Here is a 17,104-nt window from a genome sequence, read left to right as displayed (position 1 = left end):
AAGGATGTTTGCCCGGACCGGCCGCATCGGTGAAAATCGGGGCACCCCCCATCTTTGCGAGCCCCGATGCACCATGACACCGACCTGATCAACATCGTTGCCGTTGGCCTTGGGCTCGCCTTCATCTTCGGCGCGCTGGCCAACAAGCTGCGTTTGTCTCCCCTGGTCGGTTATCTGATTGCAGGCATCTGCGTAGGCCCGTTCACCCCCGGCTTCGTTGCCGACCAGGCCCTGGCCAACCAGCTGGCCGAGATCGGTGTGATGCTGCTGATGTTCGGGGTCGGCCTGCATTTCTCGCTGAAGGACCTGATGGAGGTCAAAGCGATCGCCATCCCGGGTGCGATCGGCCAGATCCTGGTCGCCACGCTGCTCGGCTGGGGCCTGGCCGCGTTGATGGGCTGGCCGGTGATCTACGGCGTGGTGTTCGGTTTCTCGCTGGCCACCGCCAGTACCGTGGTGCTGCTGCGCGCGATGGAAGAACGGCGCCTGCTGGAAACCACGCGCGGCAAGATCGCGATCGGCTGGCTGATCGTGGAAGACCTGGCCTGCGTCCTGGCCCTGGTGATGATGCCGGTGCTGGCCGGCGTGTTCGGCCCCGATGCGGCCAATGAAACCCATACCGTCGGCAGCGTGCTGGCCAGCATCGGCTGGACCTTCGTGCAGCTGGGCCTGTTCGTGGCGGTGATGCTGGTGGTCGGGCGCCGGGTGATCCCATGGATTCTGGAACGCATCGCCGGTACCGGCTCGCGCGAGCTGTTCACCCTGGCCGTGCTGGCGATCGCGCTGGGCGTGGCATTCGGCTCGGCGATGCTGTTCGGCGTCTCCTTCGCGCTGGGCGCGTTCTTCGCCGGCATGCTGCTCAACGAATCGGAGCTGAGCCACAAGGCCGCCAACGATTCCCTGCCGCTGCGCGATGCGTTCGCGGTGCTGTTCTTCGTTTCGGTCGGCATGCTGTTCAACCCGGCCATCCTGATCGAGCACCCGTGGCAGGTGCTGGCCACCGCTGCGATCATCATGTTCGGCAAGTCTGCCGCCGCCTTCGTGATCGTGCGTGCCTTCGGCCACCCGACCGGTACCGCGCTGACCATCTCGGCCAGCCTGGCGCAGATCGGCGAATTCGCCTTCATCATCGCCGGCCTCGGCGTGACCCTGAAGATCCTGCCGCCGACCGGCCAGGCCCTGGTACTGGCCGGTGCGCTGATCTCGATCATGCTCAACCCGCTGGTGTTCGGCCTGCTCGACCGCTGGCTGCTGAAGAACCAGGAAACCACCCCCACTGCGGTGGAGACCGAGCTGCCGCCCGGCCCCTCGCTGGACCTGCACGACCATGCCATCGTGATCGGCTACGGCCGCGTCGGCAGCGCGCTGGCGCAGGTGCTGCGCGACCGTGGCGTGCCGGTGATGATCATCGACGACAACAAGGAGCACGTCGCCGAGGCGCATGCGGCCGGCCTGCCGGGCATCCGTGGCAGCGCGGCCTCTGATCGCGTGCTGGCCGAAGCACACCCCGAGCGCGCCAAGATCGCCGTGCTGGCGATTCCGCAGCCGCTGGAAGCCGGTGAGACCCTGGCCAAGCTGCGCGCGCTCAATCCGGGCCTGACCCTGCTGGCACGCGCACACAGCGATGCCGAGGTGAAGCACCTGCTCGCCCACGGCGCCGATGGCACGGTCATGGCCGAGCGCGAGCTGGCCTACTCGCTGGCCGAGATGGTGATGTCCACCCCGCCGTACCGCACGATGGGGCAGCAGCACAGCATTCCGGTGGTCTGACCCCGCTACCCCACCGGCACGCAGATATCGGCGCGCAGGATGGCGTCGGGCACCTCTTCGGGGTCATCCAGGTAGTGGTAGTACAGCTCTGCATCGCGCAGCGTGTGACCACTGTCGGGCAGCCAGTCGCGTAGCAGGGCATCAGTGGCCGCTTCCAGGCCCGCGTAACTGCCCACATGGCGCAGCACGGCATACGTGCCACCGCCCAGCGTCAGCGCACGCAGCGGGGTCGGTAGCGCCTGCGGCGTGCGCCCGAAGCCCATTGCGCAATCGAATACGCATTCCTGCGCCGGCGCATCGCGGTGGTCCGTCCGTGCGATGCCGATCAGCTGCTGCAGCTGCTCGGCCCAGCCCTGCTCGGCGGCCCAGGTGAAGATCTCGCCGAACGCCTGATCCAGATCATCGAAGGCCCCTTGCGTGCGCAGCGCCACCACATCGAAGGGTTCCAGCGTGGTCACCGTGACCTGCAACGGCACCGTCCCGTCGGCGTGATCGCCCGCCGGCAGCGCCAGCCGCTGCTGCCAGTGGCTGCGCAGCCCGGGATCCTCGCGCAGGCTGCTCGGCGTGGCATCCAGCGCCTGGCGACAGGCGCGGGCCAGCGCCTGTGGGCTTTCGTAACCGACGTTCAAGGCCACCTCGGTCACCCGGCTGTCCGCCTGGCCGAGCAGCTGCAGCGCCTGCAGCAAGCGCAGGCGCGCCACGGTGCGCCCGGGCGTTTCGCCGGTCAGCGCGCGGTACAGGCGATGGAAATGGAACGGTGACTGGTGCGCGATCGCAGCCAGTGCCTCCAGATCCGGCAAGGGATCGCCAGCACGCAGGCAGGCCTGCAGATGGGCGATGACGCGGTCGATACCGTGGCGCTGGCGGACCTGGGCAATGCGGCGCATGGCGGGCTCCCTCTCTAGGTGACGCTCAGCGTGCGTCGTTCCACAGGCGGCCGCGTGGCCGATCTTGCGCAGTTGGGCGATCGTCGGCCGATCCTAACCCTGCCGGGAGAGCCACGCCATGCGTGGCTGCGGCGCCGGAAGAAGTAGCAGCCACGCATGGCGTGGCTCTACCCCATGGCAGAGAATCCCATGGCCAACGAAAAACCCCACGGCGGCCGGCCCGCACCGGCCGCCATGGGTCCTGCCACTACGCCTTGGCCAACGCCTGCTCCAGATCGGCGAGCAGGTCGTCGATGTGTTCGATGCCCACCGACAACCGCACGGTGTCTTCGCTGACGCCCGCCTTCTCCAGCTCGGCCGCATCCAGCTGCCGGTGGGTGGTCGAGGCCGGATGCGTGGCCAGTGACTTGGCATCGCCCAGGTTCACCAGGCGGGTGAACAGCTGCAGCGCGTCCAGGAAGCGCGCGCCGGCCGCGCGGCCACCGGGCAGGCCGAAGGTCAGCACGCCGGAACCGTGGCCGCGCAGGTACTTCTGCACCAACGCGTGCTCGGGATGATCGGGCAGCGCGGCGTAGTTGACCCACGCCACCTTGGGATGGCGCTGAAGGTGTTCGGCCACCGCCAGCGTGTTGGCGTTGATCCGGTCCAGGCGCAGCGCCAGGGTCTCGATGCCCTGCAGGATCAGGAAGGAATTGAACGGTGAGATGGCCGCGCCGGTATTGCGCAGCGGGACCACCCGCGCGCGGCCGATGTAGGCGGCCGGCCCGAGGGCGTCGGTGTAGACCACGCCGTGGTAGCTCACGTCCGGCTCGTTCAAGCGGCGGAAGCGCTGCTTGTGCTCCGCCCACGGGAAGCGCCCGGAATCCACGATCGCCCCGCCCAGGCTGGTGCCATGGCCACCGAGGTACTTGGTCAACGAATGCACCACGATGTCCGCGCCGAAATCGAACGAGCGCTGCAGGTAGGGCGTGGCGACCGTGTTGTCCACGATCAGCGGCACGCCATGCGCATGCGCGATCTTTGCCACCGCCTCGATGTCGGTGATGTTGCCGCGCGGGTTGCCGATCGATTCGACGAACACCGCCTTGGTGCGCTCATCGATCAGCGCGCCGAACGCCTGCGGATCGCGGTAGTCGGCAAAGCGCGTTTCGATCCCGAACTGCGGCAGCGTGTGCGCGAACAGGTTGTAGGTGCCGCCGTACAGGGCACTGGCCGAGACGATGTTGTCGCCCGCCTCGGCGATGGTCTGGATCGCGTAGGTGATCGCGGCCTGGCCCGAGGCCAGTGCCAGTGCACCGATCCCGCCCTCCAGCGCGGCGATGCGCTGCTCGAGCACGTCCGTGGTCGGGTTCATGATGCGGGTGTAGATGTTGCCCGGCACCTTCAGGTCGAACAGGTCCGCGCCGTGCTGGGTGTCATCGAAGGCGTAGGCCACGGTCTGGTAGATCGGCACTGCCACCGCGCGCGTGGTGGGGTCGGGCCGGTAACCGCCATGCAAGGCGATGGTCTCCGCGCGCCACTGTGATTCGGGACTGCCGTGTTCGGACATAGCGCATCGCCTCCAGGTGAATGCCGACGATACCGAACAAAAAACCCCCGCCGAGGCGGGGGTTCATGCCGAACACGCATGGTGTGAGGCTCAACGGTTATCAGGCCGCCGGTGCGCGCGGGGCTCAGCCCTTCACGAACACCAGCTTGCCCTCGGCCGCATCGACCCGGATCACATCGCCGTTGAGGAACTCGCCGGAGAGGATCTTCTGCGCCAGCGGGTTCTCCAGCTGCGACTGGATCGCACGCTTGAGCGGACGCGCACCATAGACCGGATCGAAGCCGACGTTGCCCAGCAGCTGGAAGGCCTCGTCGCTGACCTCGATGCGCAGGCCGCGTTCGGCCAGGCGCTTTTCCAGGCCCTGCATCTGGATGCGGGCGATCTGCTTGATCTGCACCTTGTCCAGCGGGTGGAACACCACGATGTCGTCCAGGCGGTTGATGAATTCCGGGCGGAAGTGCGCCTGCACCACGCCCATCACCGCGGCTTTCATCTGCGTGTAGGCCTCCGGGCTGTCATCGCTGCTCATGTCCTGGATCTGGTGCGAGCCCAGGTTGGAGGTCATCACGATGACGGTATTGCGGAAGTCCACCGTGCGGCCCTGGCCATCGGTCAGGCGGCCATCGTCCAGCACCTGCAGCAGGATGTTGAACACGTCCGGATGCGCCTTCTCCACCTCATCGAGCAGGATCAGCGAATACGGGCGGCGACGCACCGCTTCGGTAAGGTAGCCACCTTCTTCGTAGCCCACGTAGCCCGGGGGTGCACCGATCAGCCGCGCGACGCTGTGCTTCTCCATGAACTCGCTCATGTCGATGCGGATCATCGCGTCGGCGCTGTCGAACAGGAACTCGGCCAACGACTTGCACAGCTCGGTCTTGCCCACGCCGGTCGGCCCCAGGAACAGGAACGAGCCGCTGGGACGGTCCGGATCGGACAGGCCCGCACGCGAACGCCGCACCGCATCGGAGACCACCTTGATCGCCTCCTCCTGGCCGACCACGCGGTTGTGCAGCACCTCTTCCATGCGCAGCAGCTTGTCGCGCTCGCCTTCGAGCATGCGGTTGACCGGGATGCCGGTCCAGCGCGAGACCACTTCGGCGATCTCCTCGGCGGTCACCCGGTCCTGGACCAGCTTGAACTCACTGGTTTCCACTTCCTGCGCGGCGGCCAGCTGCTTTTCCAGCTGCGGCAGCTGCCCGTACTGGATCTCGCTCATGCGGCCGAAATCCTGGCGGCGCTGCGCCGATTCCAGCTCCAGCTTGGCCTGTTCGATCTGCTCCTTGATCCGGGTGGCACCCTGCAGCGTCGCCTTCTCCGACTTCCAGATTTCATTGAGATCGGAGAACTCGCGCTCCAGCGCATCGATGTCGGTTTCCAGATCGGCCAGGCGCTGGCGCGAGGCGTCGTCCTTTTCTTTCTTGAGCATTTCGCGCTGGATCTTGAGCTGGATCACGCGGCGTTCCAGGCGATCCAGTTCCTCCGGCTTGGAGTCGATCTCCATGCGGATGCGCGAGGCGGCCTCGTCCATCAGGTCGATGGCCTTGTCCGGCAACTGCCGGTCGGCGATGTAACGGTGCGACAGCGTGGCCGCGGCGACGATCGCCGGGTCGGTGATTTCCACGCCATGGTGCACGGCGTACTTTTCCTTCAGCCCACGCAGGATGGCGATGGTGTCTTCCACGCTCGGCTCGCCCACCAGTACCTTCTGGAAGCGACGCTCCAGCGCAGCATCCTTCTCGATGTACTTGCGGTATTCGTCCAGCGTGGTCGCACCGACGCAGTGCAGCTCACCGCGCGCCAGCGCTGGCTTGAGCATGTTGCCCGCGTCCATCGCGCCGTCGGCCTTGCCGGCGCCGACCATCGTGTGCAGTTCGTCGATGAACAGGATCACCTGCCCTTCGCTCTTGGCCAGGTCGTTGAGCACGCCCTTCAGGCGCTCTTCGAACTCGCCGCGGAACTTGGCACCGGCGATCAGCGCGCCCATGTCCAGCGACAGCACGCGCTTGCCGCGCAGGCCCTCGGGCACTTCGTCGTTGATGATGCGCTGGGCCAGGCCCTCCACGATGGCGGTCTTGCCCACGCCGGGTTCACCGATCAGCACCGGGTTGTTCTTGGTGCGGCGCTGCAGGACTTGGATGGTGCGACGGATCTCCTCATCGCGGCCGATCACCGGATCCAGCTTGCCGCTCTCTGCGCGCGCGGTCAGGTCGATGGTGTATTTCTCCAGCGCCTGGCGCTGGTCTTCCGCATTTTCCGACTGCACGGTCTCGCCGCCGCGCACCTTGTCGATGGCGGTTTCGATCTTCTTCCTGTCGGCACCGGCGGCGCGCAGCGCCATGCCCAGGGTGCCGCCATCGTCGACCGCGGCCAGCACGAACCACTCACTGGCGATGAAGGCATCGCCGTGCTGCTGGGCCAGCTTGTCGGTGTTGTTGAGCAGCCGGTTCAGATCGTTGCCGATCGACAGGTTGCCTTCCTGCCCGGAGACCTTGGGCAGGGCCTCCAGGGTTTCATTCAAACGTTCGCGCAGTACCGGCACGTTGACGCCGGCCTGGGCCAGCAGCGGGCGGGTGCTGCCACCCTGCTGGTCCAGCAGCGCGCTGAACACATGTACCGGTTCGATGATGTTGTGGTCGCGGCCCACGGCCAACGACTGCGCGTCGGCCAGCGCCTGCTGGAAACGCGAGGTGAGCTTGTCCATCCGCATGTTCTTGTCCTCGATGTAAACGGGGCTGGCCGTGCCAGCACTGTCCCTGAGATGCGGTTACGGGGGCGTGTTTCAAGGGTGGATGAGATGCCGATTCAGGCTTCGTCAGGCCCCTGGCGGGCGGCCCAGCAGGGGTGGTTCCGGCGGCAATGGCACGAGGCAGCCGATGCCGGCCGGCAGGTCCAGGGCCACGTCGTAGCCGCCGGTGACGCCGTAGCCGACCCGCCAGGACGAGGGAAACAGATCCGGTGACTGGAAGGCGATATCCACCGGAATGTTCGCCAACGTATCGGCCACCTGCAATGGCGTGCTGGCCGGCGCGTACTCGATGTCCTCCGCGCCGCGCGTGGTGATGACATTCTTGCGCTGGATTGCGGCGGCCGGCACCGACGAACGCGGCGCACCACGCATCTGGAATGCCCCATTGAAGCCGGTGTCGACCAGCATGAGCGTGTTTTCGCGACCGCGGATCGGGTAGCGGGCCTGCTGGAACGGCCCCCACAACGAGGAGGTGAACACCATCCGCCGTGTGCAGGCGGCTGGAGTCTGCGTCCCGAGCAGGGTCAGGCTTTCACGGGAGAGGCGGACCCGTCCCAGCGCGCGCAGCACATCCAGGCCGATCAGGTTGAGCTCGCGCGTGGCTTCGCTGTTGAACGAGACGTCGCGCACCCGCTGCCCGCCCAGCTCGATATCGATCGGTGCAGCCAGCCCCGCCTGCTGGATGTCGCCGTCGATGATGCGTGAGACCACGAAGCTTTCGGTCACTGTCAGGCCCAGCGTTTCGGCCAGCGCGCGCGTGATGTGCGAACGCGGGGCGCCGGTATCGACGATGAAGGCCGCCTCCTGGCTGACGGGATGGCCGTCGCGCGTGCCGTGCAGGGTAAGCGTGACCGAGGGCAGCTCGTTGCTGAACTGGATCGGCACCGCCACCTCCTGCTCGCGCTCGGCAACGGGCGGCGCACTGCGCGGCCAGGCGGTGAACGCCGCGAATGCCGGGCGGGTGACATCGGGCACTTCGTCGCCGGGCTTGAGCATCGGCACAATGGTGCGCTGGTAGTCCTCGCGCACGCGCAGCATCAGGCTCGCCCATCCAGCGATATCGCCCTCGATCAGCGCATTGCCGGCCAAGGTGGATTCACACAGGAAGGCCAGCCCCTGCAGCGCAGGCGGCGCATCACGGGTTTCGTCCAGGCACTGGCGTGCAGCCCGATTGGAGGCGGCCAGCTCACCACGGACGCGGTGATAGCCTGCCGCACCCAGGTGCCGGCGTGCACCGGATACCCCGCTCATCTCGCGCAGCGTCGTCAGTTCCGCACGCAGCACTGCATCGCTGTAGCCGAAGCCATCGTGCAGGGCCACCGGGTCGGCCGCTACGGCAGCCGGCAACATCGCCACGCACACGCCCATCGCCCACATCCGCATCGCCTGCTCCCATCGACATCCCCGCCCGACCCTAGCACGGGAACCACGCTGCGCTCACGCCTGCTTTCGGCTGCGCGGGCCATGCTGGCCACCGGTTCCGCACGGAGTGGCTGCATGCATTACGAACTGTATTACTGGACCGGCATCCAGGGCCGCGGCGAGTTCGTGCGGCTGGCGCTGGAGGATGCGGGCGCGGGCTACACGGATATGGCGCGGGTCCACGGCGATGCCGTGATGCAGCCGTATCTGGACGGCAAGGTCGAGGGCCTGCAGCCGTTTGCCCCACCATTCCTGCGCACCGGCCGGCAGGTGATCGCCCAGGTCGGCGCGATCCTGGATCATCTGGGACCGGAACTCGGCCTGGTGCCCGATGCCAGTTCACGGCGGCAGCAGGCCCTGCAGTTGCAGCTGACCATCGCCGATCTGGTGGCCGAGGTGCATGACACCCACCACCCGATCGCGGCCTCGAAGTACTACGACGACCAGAAACACGAAGCCAAGGCGCGCGCGGCGTCGATGCGCGCCGAGCGCATGCCCAAGTTCCTCGGTTACTTCGAGAACGTGCTCAAGCACAACGGTGGGCGTCATCCGCTGCGCGAGCACTCCTATGTCGATCTGTCGCTGTTCCAGCTGCTGAGCGGGCTGGAGTACATGTTCCCGCGCCGCATGCAGGCCCTTTGGCCGACGCTGCCGCAACTGCGCGCCCTGAAGGACCGGGTGGAAGCCCGGCCCAACATCGCCGCCTATCTCGCCTCGGAACGACGCCTGGCGTTCAACACCAACGGCATCTTCCGGCATTACCCGGAGCTGGATGGCGAGCAATGATGCCGGGCCGGCCGCTGGCTGGCTGGCTGGCTCCGCAGCAGACCCGCCCCATTCGGTAGCTCACGACCGTCGGGCGTGAGCAGGTAGTGCCGGCCGCTGGCCGGCTCCGCAGCAGACCTACCCCATTCGGTAGCTCACGACCGTCGGGCGTGAGCACAATGAAACGCAGCCGGCCAGCGGCCGGCACTACAGCGCTACGCGCGTTCCGAAGGCTGCTTCTGCAGCGACAACAGCGCCAACAACCCGGCCAGCGCCACGTACGCGCCGGTGAACTGCCAGCTGATGATCTTCGGCAGGCCCTCCAGCTGCCACGGCAGATAGATGCCACCGCGCGGATCCACCGAGTGGATCAGGCCGAACAGGGTCAGCACCGCCGCCACCAGCAGGAACCCGGAGGCGCGCAGCAGCTTCCCATCGATCATCGCCACCACCGCCGCGATCCACAGCATCGAGGTGATGATGAAGCCGTTGCCCAGGGTGAAGATCACCGCCAGCTCCGGCAGGCCATGCCCGTCCAGCGTAGTGGTCATCGCCGCGAGCTGTTCCGGGGCGATCCAGCCCGGGGCCTTGATCGCCAGCAGGTAGGCCACCGAAGGCAGGAAACCGAGCACCATCGCGCCGGCGTGCTCGCGCGGCGTGGCCTGGAAGGCCTGGGTGGTGATGTCGATTGCCACGTACACGATGATCGGCGCCAGCACGGCCAGCGGCAGCCACTGCACCAGCCCCGAAATCACCCCCAGCATGCCGCCGATGCCCACGAACAGGCCGGTCAGCAGCGTGTAACCGCTGCGCGCGCCCATGTGCTTGTAGGCCGGCTGGCCGATGTACGGCGTGGTCTGCGCGACGCCGCCGCAGAACCCGGCCACCAGCGTAGCGACGGCCTCCACCAGCAGGATGTCGCGGGTGCGGTAATCATCACCGGCCGCACGCGCGCTTTCGGAAACGTTGATGCCACCGACCACCATCAGCAGGCCGAACGGCAGCAGCAGCGGCAGGTAGGTGATCGCGGTCGGCAGGCCGTCGATGAACCCCAGTGTCGGCCAGGGCAGCACCACCTGCGGCGGTACCCACTCAGGCACCTTGAAGCCCGGCGCACCCAGGCCGGCCAGGCCGAGTCCGTAATACAGGATCGTGCCGAACACGAAGGCGACCAGCACGCCGGGCGCGCGGATCGGCAGTTTGCGCTTGGCGATCAGCACGTACAGCAGCAGGCCCAGGGTGACGAAGCCGACGACCGGCGAGCGCAGCGTTTCCAGCAGCGGCAGGAAGCCCATCAGCACGATCGCGATGCCGGCGATCGAGCCGAGCAGCGAGGCGCGCGGCAGCGCGCGGGTCACCGCCTCGCCGAAGAACGACAGGATCACCTTGAGCACGCCCATGATCACCAGCGAGGCCATGCCCAGCTGCCAGGTGGCGATGGCTGCATCGTGCGGGGCCAGGCCCTGGCCCTTGAAGGCGAGGAAGGCCGGGCCGAGCACCAGCAGCGCCATGCCGATGCTGGTCGGCGCGTCCAGGCCGAGCGGCATCGCGGTGACATCATCGCGACCGGTGCGCGCGGCCAGGCGGCGCGCCATCCAGGTGTAGAGCACGTTGCCGACCAGCACGCCGAAGGCGGTACCCGGGAACATGCGGCCGAACACCACATCCGCGGGGAACTGGAAAATGCCGACCAGGGCCATCGCGATGAAGCCGAGGATGGACAGGTTGTCGACCACCAGGCCGAAGAAACCGTTGAGATCGCCGGCGACGAACCAGCGGGGGCGTCCGGTGGGGACGGGAGCGGAGGCGGACATGCGCGGGGGCGGCCATGGGGAGGGGGTAGCCGATGGTAGGGCCTCGCCGCCCCCAGTAACAGGCACACCGATGGAACGCCGGGATGTATGGCTCATCGCATACGCGATTGCCTCCGGGCAGAGCCGGCCGCGGGCCGGCTCCTTCAGAATGCTTCGGGCAATGGCGGGAGCCGGCCAGCGGCCGGCACTACCGGAGCGTGGGGATCAGGGCTTGTTGAGGAAGTTGTTCGCCAGCAGGTCCCGTACATCCCCGACCCGCCCGCTCAGCAGCGCCTTGGCCGCGTACAGGGCAGTACCGGCCACCTGCTTGGCTTCCACCTGCGGCGGCATCACCAGCTCGGTCGGGCTGGTGTGCACGTCCAGCAGCGCCGGGCCGGGATGGGCCAGGATGTCCTGCACGGCCTGCTCCAGGTCTTCCGAGCGGGTCACGGTGCGGCCGTAGAACCCGATCACCTCGGCCAGGCGGCCGAAGTCAGGGTTCTTCAGGTCGGTGTAGTTGTCCAGCAGGCCTTCGACCTTCTGCTCCAGCTCGACGAAATTCAGCGAGCTGTTGTTGTAGACCACCACCTTGATCGGCAGGTTCTCCTGCACGGCGGTGAGCAGGTCGCCCAGCAGCATCGCCAGGCCACCATCACCGGACAGCGAAATCACCTGGCGGCCCGGGTAGGCCTTCTGCAGGCCCAGCGCCTGCGGCATCGCGTTGGCCATCGTGCCGTGCAGCAGGCTGGTCAGCGTGCGGCGGCGCCCATTGACGCGGATATGGCGCAGGATCCAGACCATCGGCGAGCCGCCATCTGCGGTAAAGAGCGCGTCGTCGGCAGCGTGGCGGTCGATCAGGGCGGTGAGATGCTGCGGGTGGATCAGCTCGCCCTCGCCCGGCTGCTCTTCCTTGGCCCGCGTGGCCAGCGCCTTCTCGCGGTGCTCCATGCACTCATCCAGGAAGCTGCGGTCCTCGCGTTCGGGCAGCAGTGGCAGCAATGCCTCCAGGGTCGGGCCGATATCCCCCACCACGCCCAGATTCACCGGATGCCGGCGGCCCAGATGGCTGCCATCGCGGTCCACCTGGATCAGCGTGGCCTTGTCCGGGTAGTACTGGCCCCACGCGAAGTCCGCGCCGAGCAGCAGCAGCGTGTCGCAGGCCATCAGCGTGTGATACCCGGACTCGATGCCGAAGATGCCGGTCATGCCCATGTTGTACGGGTTGTCGTACTCCACGAAGTCCTTCGCGCGCGAGGTATGCGCGATCGGTGCCTTGAGCCGGGCACCCAGCGCGACCAGGGCATCATGCGCATGTTCGCAGCCCGCACCTGCGTAGATGCCGATGCGCTTGCCCTCGCCGATCAACGCGGCGATGCGCTGCAGTTCATCGTCCGACGGGCGCAGCACCGGCTGGGTGTAATGCACCGAGAACGGCACATCGTGCTTGACCTCCGCTTCGCTGATGTCGGCCGGCAGGATCACCACCGCCACACCGCGGCGGCTGATCGCCGCCTGGCACGCCAACGTCACCACGCGGCGCGCCTGCTCGGCGCTCTGCACCTGCTCGCAGAACACGCTGCAGCTGCCGTACACCGCCTTGAAATCGACTTCCTGCGGGAACTCCATGCCCAGCTCGGCGGTGACCACCTGGCTGGCGATCAGCACCATCGGCGCGCGGTTGCGGTTGGTCTCGAACACGCCATTGATGAAATGCAGCCCGCCCGGGCCGCACGAGCCGGCGCAGGCGGTGAGCTGCCCGCTGATCAGCGACTCGGCACCGGCGGCAAACGCGGCCACTTCCTCATGCCGCATGTGTACCCACTCGATCTCGCTGTGATGGATGGCATCGGTGACGTAGTTGAGGGTATCGCCGACGATGCCGTAACAGTGACGGACACCGGCGGCCTGGAGGGTCTCAACCACGATCTCGGCAACGCGCTTGCTCATGACATGCTTCCACGACGAGGGGGAAGCGTCAGCCTAGTCCCGGGCAAGTGACACTCGTGTGGGCTTACGCGTGCCGGCGCTGGGTCACGGCTGCGTGTTCACCCAGCCCAGCACCGCGCCGCGCGTGGGGTGGTCATAACTTACCTGCACCCAGCCATCGCGCTCATCGAGCAGCTCCACGCGGTCATCGCGCACCAGATACCGCGGGGTCGTGGCATCACCGGGCTGGCGGTACAACGGCAGCCGCGCCACCATCACATGCCCGGAAATGCGCAGCAGCGGCGAGCCGGCGCGCGGTGCCTCCAGACCATCGCCGATCGCGGTCTCCAGCACGTTGCCTTCAGGATCGAAGGTGCTCCAGACCGCCAGGGGACCGCTGTCGGCGGTCTGCTTCACGAACACGTACGGCTCGAGCAGATCGTCGAGCATCAACATGCGCTCGGCGCGGTACAGGTACAGGCGACCGCCGTCGTAGCGGTACTGATCCACGTACCACATCGGCCCGCTGCGGCAGCTGCTGCTCAGGGTGCGGTTGTCTGCCTCCACCGTCAGCCCCATCAGGTCACCGCACTGCGCGCGGTCGTTCGCGATGGGCGCCAGCGCCACCAGTTCCTGTCGCGCCGGAGCGTAGCGGTACACCGCGACCGCTTCGTTGACCATGCCGACCGCGGCGCGCGCGACCAGCTCCGGGTGACCATCGAAATCGACATCCTCGGCGGACAGGCGTGCGTTGCCGTCCGCGTCGGTCACCCCCGGCAGCACCTGACGCTTGCCCGACGGGGCCAGTACGACGGCAATACCGCCGTCGTCCTGCAGCGTCGCCTGCACCTGCACGCCGCCAGCCACCTCGAGCAGAAGCCGGGCCCGGGCGCCGTCCTGCGCGTGCGCGGACGCTGCCGCCGCGCCGATCAACACCGCGGCCAGCATCGCATTGCCGTGTTTCATCATCGCTCCGTGCAGCGCCGCTACGGCGCCCTGGGTCAGAACGATACTTCAACCGCCTGCTGCGCCCACAGCACCGACTGGTGGCCGGTGGCCTGCTTCCATGCCAGCCGGATCGCTTCGATGTCGGCGCGGCGCTGCGGGGTGTTCTCGTGCAACACCACCAGCACCTTGGTGCGCAGGCGGTTCGGTTCGGCGGCGCCACGGAACAGCCACTGGCCGTAGGCATCGAACACGGTCAGGCCGTCCGGGAAGCGCGGGGTGACTTCCTTGTCGAGGAAGGCGCGCCACTGCGCGTCACTGATGCCCTCGGTCTGCGGGCGGTCGGCCACGCCGGTTTCTTCGCCCACGCCGAAATACAGCTCGCTGCGGACCCAGCCGGCCGCAGCGTCCGGGCGCGCGGCGTCGCCCTGCAGGGTCGCCGTGGCGGCGGCTGGCGGAGTGGGTTTGGCGGCCGGGGCGGCGGTGGCACAGCCGCTGGTGGCCAGGACCAGGGCAATCAGGATGGCGCGGAACGACATGGACAACTCTCCGGAAACTCGGGGACAGGCAGGGGGAAGGAGCGTGCCGGACATCCCGGTCCGGCGCAGATCGCCAATCGCTATCTGCTGATAACCACCCCGATGGGACTTGCGTCACACAGGGACATCACGCGAAGATAATATATCGCTTCATCCGGATGGATTGGTAGTGCCGACCTTGGATCGGCAACGCCGGCTCCTCCCCCTCCCCCCGCCCCTCCCCTCGTCGTCCCGCTGGAGTCCGCATGTCCCGTCCGTCCGCGTCGCGCCTTGGCCTTGCCATCGCGCTCGTCCTTACCTCCCCCCTGCTCGCCCAGGACGTACTTGCGCAGGACGCGCCGAACACCGCCAAAACGCTGGACACCGTGATCGTCACCGGCACCCGTGCCGTTGACCGGACCGTGCTGGAATCCACCTCGCCAGTGGATGTGCTCACCGCCGAGGACATCCGCAAGGCCGGCGTGGTCAATGGCGAGCTGGGCAGCGCCCTGCAGGCGCTGCTGCCCTCGTTCAATTTCCCGCGCCAGTCCAACTCCGGCGGTGCCGACCACATCCGGGCCGCCCAGCTGCGCGGCCTCTCGCCCGATCAGGTGCTGGTGCTGGTCAACGGCAAGCGCCGCCACAGCAGCGCCCTGGTCAACACCGACAGCAAGATCGGCAAGGGCACCACCCCGGTCGATTTCAACGCGATCCCGGTCAGCGCGATCAAGCGCATCGAAGTGCTGCGCGATGGCGCCGGTGCGCTGTACGGCTCCGATGCGGTGGCCGGCGTGATCAACGTGATCCTGGATGACGCGCCGGAAGGCGGTGCATTCGAAGCGAGCTTCGGCGCCAACCACACCGACCTCAAGCCGATCGACCGCACCCTCACCGACGGCCAGACCAGCTACGCCAGTGCCAAGGTCGGCACCCGCCTGGGCGATGAGGGCGGCTTCCTGCGCGTGGGCCTGGAGCTGAAAAATCATGAAGGCACCAATCGTGCCGGCTTCGACCAGATCCCGCCGTGGGACCAGACCCCGACCAACCTTGCGCTGCAGGGCAAGCGCAACTACGTGCTCGGCGATGGCAAGACCAAGGACCTGAACGCCTGGTACAACGCGCAGCTGCCGTTCGGTGAAACCTCCACGTTCTACAGCTTCGCCACCTTCAACCAGCGCGACAGCGAAGGCGCGAACTACTTCCGCTACCCGGACAGCGACGCCAACTGGGCGCAGATCTACCCGAACGGCTACCGCCCGATCTCCGAGGGCGAAAACCGCGACGTACAGGCCGTGGCCGGCGCGAAGGGCCAGTGGGGCGAGTGGAACTACGATGCGAGCCTGGATTACGGCATCAACACGTTCACCTACCGCCTGCGCAACTCGCTCAACGCCTCGCTGGGCCCGACCAGCCCGACCCGGTTCAAGACCGGTGATTACCGCAATGAGCTGACGGTCGCGAACGTCGACCTCGGCCGTGTCTTCTCGCAGGGCGAGAGCATCTCCCACAGCCTTGGCCTGGGCCTGGAAGCGCGCCGCGACCACTACCAGACCCGCCCGGGTGATCCGACCAGCTATGCCGCGGGTCCGTTCACCGATCGCCCGACCGGCTCGCAGGCCGGTGGTGGCCTGACCCCGCAGGATGCGACCTCGCTCTCGCGCGATGTCGCCAGCGCCTACGCCAGCCTGTCCAGCCAGTTCGGTGAGCATTTCTCAAGCGATCTGGCCGCACGCTACGAGCACAGCGATGATTTCGGTGGCGAGCTCACCGGCAAGCTGGGCCTGCGCTACGAATTCACGCCGGCCTTCGCGCTGCGCGGTGCGATCTCCAACAACTTCCGTGCCCCGTCGCTGGCACAGATCGGCTACGAATCCACGTCCACCGGCTACAACGCGGCCGGCCAGCTGGTGCAGGGCCGCGTGCTGTCGGTGAACAATCCGATCGCGCGTGGCCTGGGCGCCACCGACCTGAAGCCGGAGAAGTCGCTCAACACCAGCCTGGGTTTCACCAGCCGTATCGGCGAGCACTTCGATGTCTCGCTGGACTTCTTCCAGATCGACATCGATGACCGCATCGCACTGTCGGAAAGCATCACCGGTGATGCCCTGACCGACTACGTGCAGCAGCAGTTCGGCGTGGCCGGCCTGCAGAGCGCCAGCTTCTTCGTCAACGCCGCCGATACCCGCACCCGCGGCGCGGAACTGGTGAGCAACTGGCGGCAGTCGCTGGGCGATGGCGAGCTGGTGCTGACCGGCACCTACGCCTACACCAAGACCACGCTGAAGAACGTGCTCGCCACCCCGCCGGGACTGCTCGCGCTGGACCCGGACTACGTGCTGTTCGGCGTGGAAGAGACCAATACGCTGACCGATGCCACCCCGCGCACCCGCGCCGCGCTGGCCGCCAGCTGGGCCGATGATCGCTGGTCGCTGAGCAGCCGCCTGAGCCGCTATGGCAGCGTCACCCGCGTGTTCAACTTCGGTGATGGCTATATTCCGCGCCAGACCTACGGGGCCGAGTGGCAGCTGGATGCCGAGGTGGAATACAAGATCACCCCGCAGTGGAGCGTGGCGCTGGGCGGGCAGAACCTGACCGACAACTACTCGGATCTGTCCAACGACGATATCTACTACTTCGGCAACCTGCCGTATGACGTGCTGTCACCGATCGGTAGCAATGGTGCGTATTACTACGGGCGCGTGCGGTATACGTTCTGACGGGGTGCAGCCGACCAACGGTCGGCTCTACCGGGTTTGTGCAGCCGACCAACGGTCGGCTCT

At 67.3% G+C, this 17,104-nt stretch carries 11 protein-coding genes; 3 read left to right on the top strand and 8 right to left on the bottom strand.

Going from position 1 to position 17,104, the window contains the following annotated elements; translation table 11 throughout:
- Nucleotides 1–66: 66 nt before the first annotated feature.
- Nucleotides 67–1,770 carry a YbaL family putative K(+) efflux transporter gene (gene ybaL, locus NJD74_RS01110; protein ID WP_019186130.1) on the top strand — a complete coding sequence of 568 codons (1,704 nt, stop codon included), beginning with the start codon at nucleotides 67–69 and terminating at the stop codon, nucleotides 1,768–1,770.
- Between the two features lie 5 nt (nucleotides 1,771–1,775).
- Here ybaL and NJD74_RS01105 read toward each other — a convergent pair whose 3' ends face one another.
- The 4 genes from NJD74_RS01105 to NJD74_RS01090 form a co-directional block, all read right to left on the bottom strand.
- The gene (locus NJD74_RS01105; RefSeq protein ID WP_319623490.1) at nucleotides 1,776–2,657 is read right to left on the bottom strand and encodes an AraC family transcriptional regulator; all 882 of its coding nucleotides are present in this window, start codon (nucleotides 2,655–2,657) and stop codon (nucleotides 1,776–1,778) included.
- Between the two features lie 247 nt (nucleotides 2,658–2,904).
- On the bottom strand, nucleotides 2,905–4,206 hold the full coding sequence (locus tag NJD74_RS01100; protein WP_102788163.1) for an aminotransferase class I/II-fold pyridoxal phosphate-dependent enzyme: 1,302 nt from the start codon (nucleotides 4,204–4,206) through the stop codon (nucleotides 2,905–2,907).
- 124 nt (nucleotides 4,207–4,330) lie between these two features.
- Nucleotides 4,331–6,916 carry an ATP-dependent chaperone ClpB gene (clpB, locus tag NJD74_RS01095; protein WP_046273851.1) on the bottom strand — a complete coding sequence of 862 codons (2,586 nt, stop codon included), beginning with the start codon at nucleotides 6,914–6,916 and terminating at the stop codon, nucleotides 4,331–4,333.
- A 105-nt stretch (nucleotides 6,917–7,021) separates the two neighbouring features.
- Complete coding sequence (locus tag NJD74_RS01090; protein WP_319623489.1) at nucleotides 7,022–8,338, bottom strand: retropepsin-like aspartic protease; 1,317 nt, start codon at nucleotides 8,336–8,338, stop codon at nucleotides 7,022–7,024.
- Between the two features lie 114 nt (nucleotides 8,339–8,452).
- On the opposite strand from NJD74_RS01090, the gene NJD74_RS01085 reads away from it, so the two are divergent.
- Nucleotides 8,453–9,163: a glutathione S-transferase gene (locus tag NJD74_RS01085; RefSeq protein WP_319623488.1), complete on the top strand. Its 711-nt coding sequence runs from the start codon at nucleotides 8,453–8,455 to the stop codon at nucleotides 9,161–9,163.
- 194 nt (nucleotides 9,164–9,357) lie between these two features.
- Here the strand turns inward: NJD74_RS01085 and NJD74_RS01080 are convergent, their stop codons facing one another.
- From NJD74_RS01080 to NJD74_RS01065, 4 genes are all read right to left on the bottom strand, one after another.
- Nucleotides 9,358–10,956: a membrane protein gene (locus tag NJD74_RS01080; protein ID WP_046273848.1), complete on the bottom strand. Its 1,599-nt coding sequence runs from the start codon at nucleotides 10,954–10,956 to the stop codon at nucleotides 9,358–9,360.
- 204 nt (nucleotides 10,957–11,160) lie between these two features.
- Nucleotides 11,161–12,882 (bottom strand): ubiquinone-dependent pyruvate dehydrogenase, encoded by a 1,722-nt coding sequence (locus NJD74_RS01075; RefSeq protein ID WP_019186278.1) that lies wholly within the window; start codon nucleotides 12,880–12,882, stop codon nucleotides 11,161–11,163.
- Nucleotides 12,883–12,966: 84 nt separating this feature from the next.
- Nucleotides 12,967–13,827, bottom strand: a complete 861-nt coding sequence (locus NJD74_RS01070) for an SH3 domain-containing protein (RefSeq protein WP_319623487.1) — start codon at nucleotides 13,825–13,827, stop codon at nucleotides 12,967–12,969.
- 35 nt (nucleotides 13,828–13,862) lie between these two features.
- Nucleotides 13,863–14,345, bottom strand: a complete 483-nt coding sequence (locus NJD74_RS01065) for a DUF3574 domain-containing protein (RefSeq protein ID WP_070471240.1) — start codon at nucleotides 14,343–14,345, stop codon at nucleotides 13,863–13,865.
- Between the two features lie 245 nt (nucleotides 14,346–14,590).
- Between NJD74_RS01065 and NJD74_RS01060 the strand changes: the two genes are divergently transcribed.
- A complete protein-coding gene (locus NJD74_RS01060) occupies nucleotides 14,591–17,041 on the top strand; it encodes a TonB-dependent receptor (protein WP_319623486.1) in 2,451 nt (816 codons plus the stop codon).
- Nucleotides 17,042–17,104: the final 63 nt, after the last annotated feature.

Origin of the sequence: Stenotrophomonas sp. RG-453, assembly GCF_033843685.1 — a bacterium.
GTDB classification, from domain to species: domain Bacteria; phylum Pseudomonadota; class Gammaproteobacteria; order Xanthomonadales; family Xanthomonadaceae; genus Stenotrophomonas; species Stenotrophomonas bentonitica_A.
Note: the sequence above shows the minus strand (reverse complement) of the source record. Positions and strands in the feature narration are given on the sequence as shown.